We start from the raw sequence: 2,692 nt of genomic DNA, 5'->3' as shown, positions 1-2,692 counted from the left end.
ACCTGGTCATCGCCGTCTGCGACAACGCCCACGAGGAACTCACCGGGCCGGTCCGCCCCCGCCTGCACTGGTCCGTGCCGGACCCGGCCCGCGTCGACACCGACGAAGCGTTCGAGGCGGCCTACGCCGACCTCGCCGACCGCGTCGATCGCGTCGCCCCGCACACCGCCGCACCCTGCGGGAAGCCGGCCTGATCACCGCCTCAGTCTGCGGGCGCCCGACGCAGCCGCCCGGCACAGGGCGACCTCACCCGACGCGCACGCGCCGGCACCGACGATCCACGGGAGCAGACCGATGAGCACCGCCACCAGAGCCGAACACGCCCCACCGTTGGTGGCACGCCTCTCGCGCCTCGACCGGTTCCTGCCGGTCTGGATCGGCCTGGCCATGGTCGCCGGCCTGCTGCTCGGCCGGATCGTTCCCGGCCTGGACGACGCTCTCGACGCCGTCCAGGTCGGTGGCATCTCCCTGCCCATCGCCCTCGGCCTGCTGATCATGATGTATCCGGTACTGGCCAAGGTCCGTTACGACCGCCTCGACACCGTCACCGGTGACCGGCGCCTCCTGGTCTCGTCGCTGATCCTCAACTGGATCGTCGGTCCCGCCGTCATGTTCGCCCTGGCCTGGATGTTCCTGGCCGACCAGCCGGAGTACCGCACCGGTCTGATCATCGTCGGCCTGGCCCGCTGCATCGCGATGGTCATCATCTGGAACGACCTGGCCTGCGGCGACCGGGAGGCGGCAGCGGTCCTCGTCGCCGTCAACTCGGTGTTCCAGGTCCTCGCGTTCGGCCTGCTCGGCTGGTTCTACCTGTCGGTGCTGCCGGGCTGGCTGGGTCTGGACGGCGCCGCGCTGCAGGTCTCCGGCTGGGAGATCGCCGGCAACGTGCTCGTCTTCCTCGGCATCCCCCTGCTCGCCGGCTACCTGTCCCGCCGCCTCGGCGAACGGACCAGGGGCCGCGACTGGTACGAGCGGCGATTCCTGCCCAGGGTCGGACCCGTCGCCCTGTACGGACTGCTGTTCACCATCGTCGTCCTGTTCGCCCTGCAGGGTGAGGCCATCACCGACCGGCCGGTCGACGTGGCCCGCATCGCCCTGCCGCTGCTGGCCTACTTCGCCCTCATGTGGGCCGGCTCCTACCTGCTCGGCCGGGCCATCGGCCTGAACTACGAACGCACCACCACCCTGGCCTTCACCGCGGCGGGCAACAACTTCGAACTGGCGATCGCGGTCGCGATCGGCACCTTCGGGATCGCCTCCGGCCAGGCCCTCGCCGGCGTCGTCGGCCCGCTGATCGAGGTTCCGGTTCTCGTCGGCCTGGTCTACGTGTCGCTGTGGGCCCGTGCCCGCCTGTTCCCCGCGCCGGGAACCCGGCCATGAGATGCCCCGACCGCGCCGCGGCACGTCACGGCAACCATCAGGATCATGGAGACCCGATGAGCGACAAACCCAGCGTCCTGTTCGTCTGCGTGCACAACGCCGGCCGTTCCCAGATGGCCGCCGGGTGGCTGCGCCACCTCGCCGGCGACACCGTCGAGGTCCGCTCCGCCGGAAGCGCGCCCGCCGGCCAGGTCAACCCCGCCGCCGTCGAGGCCATGCGGGAGGTCGGCATCGACATCACCGACCAGACCCCCAAGCGCCTGGAGTACGAGACGGCGGAGTCCTCGGACGTCATCGTCACCATGGGCTGCGGTGACGCCTGCCCCGTCTTCCCGGGCAAGCGGTACGAGGACTGGAAGCTGGAAGACCCCGCGGGCAAGGGCGTCGACGCGGTACGCCCCATCCGGGACGAGATCCGCGCCCGGGTGGAACGGCTGCTCGCCGACCTGCGCCCCACCGCCTGACACCCCTGTCGTGCGACTCACCATGATCCGGTCCTGGTTGCACCGGCATGCGGCGGCCGTTGATGCAACGATGCAAGCGTGGGAACTGCGAAAACTGCCACCCCTGCCATCTCGCCGCTGACCGGCGAGCCGATCAAGCGTGCCGATGCCGAACGCCTCGCGGGAGTGCTGAAGGCGTTGGCCGACCCGGCCCGGCTGCGCCTGCTCAGCCTGATCCAGTCCGCTCCGGAGGGCGAGGCGTCCGTCAGCGACCTCACCGCGCCGCTCGGGCTCTCCCAGCCGACCGTCAGCCATCACCTTCGGATCCTCACCGAGGCCGGTCTGATCGAGCGTGAGAAGCGGGGTGTGTGGGCGTACTACCGTCTGGTGCCGTCCGCGATCTCGGCGATCGCCGAACTGCTGACGCCACCTCGTAAGCGACCGACGAGGAAGGTCCGCTGAGCAGGCGACCGCGGGGCTGCCGCGAGCACCCGCCGACCTGACCGGGTCGTCCCCGCCGGCCCCCTTGAGGAGCGCCGTCCGGCCCGGTAGAAACGGCGGGACCGACGGGAGATCAGCCATGACCGATGCCGACGGGCAGTTGTCCGCGACGCCCCGCACGAGCCTGCGCCGGATGAAGGAGAAGGGGCACCGCGACCGCGCCGCCCTGTTCGACGTGCTCCGGGCCGGGTTCGTCTGCCACCTCGGCGTCCTGGTGGACGGTCACCCGATGGTGGTGCCGACCGTCTACGGGTTCGACGACCGCCACCTCTACCTGCACGGCTCGGTGGCCAGCCGGAGCCTCACCACCGACACCGACGTCTGCGTCACGGTCACCGTGGTCGACGGCCTGGTGCTGGCGCGCTCGG

Annotated in this window: 4 protein-coding genes and 1 pseudogene; all 5 read left to right on the top strand. The window is 71.0% G+C overall.

Annotated elements, in window-relative coordinates; genetic code table 11:
- Positions 1-194 (top strand): annotated as a pseudogene (locus KBX39_RS28280) (ArsR family transcriptional regulator); the annotation flags it as partial.
- A 100-nt stretch (positions 195-294) separates the two neighbouring features.
- A complete protein-coding gene (gene arsB / locus KBX39_RS28275) occupies positions 295-1,380 on the top strand; it encodes an ACR3 family arsenite efflux transporter (protein ID WP_113972990.1) in 1,086 nt (361 codons plus the stop codon).
- 56 nt (positions 1,381-1,436) lie between these two features.
- On the top strand, positions 1,437-1,844 hold the full coding sequence (locus KBX39_RS28270) for an arsenate reductase ArsC (RefSeq protein WP_166456217.1): 408 nt from the start codon (positions 1,437-1,439) through the stop codon (positions 1,842-1,844).
- A gap of 78 nt (positions 1,845-1,922) precedes the next feature.
- Positions 1,923-2,285, top strand: coding sequence for a helix-turn-helix transcriptional regulator (locus KBX39_RS28265; protein ID WP_043323144.1), 363 nt, complete (start codon positions 1,923-1,925; stop codon positions 2,283-2,285).
- Between the two features lie 118 nt (positions 2,286-2,403).
- Positions 2,404-2,692, top strand: a 289-nt coding sequence (locus KBX39_RS28260) for a pyridoxamine 5'-phosphate oxidase family protein (protein WP_210873446.1), incomplete at its 3' end; no start/stop codon positions are given.

It is taken from the genome of Micromonospora sp. D75 (assembly GCF_018070405.1).
Classification (GTDB): Bacteria; Actinomycetota; Actinomycetes; order Mycobacteriales; family Micromonosporaceae; genus Micromonospora; species Micromonospora chalcea.
This window is presented reverse-complemented; position numbering and strand designations above follow the sequence as displayed.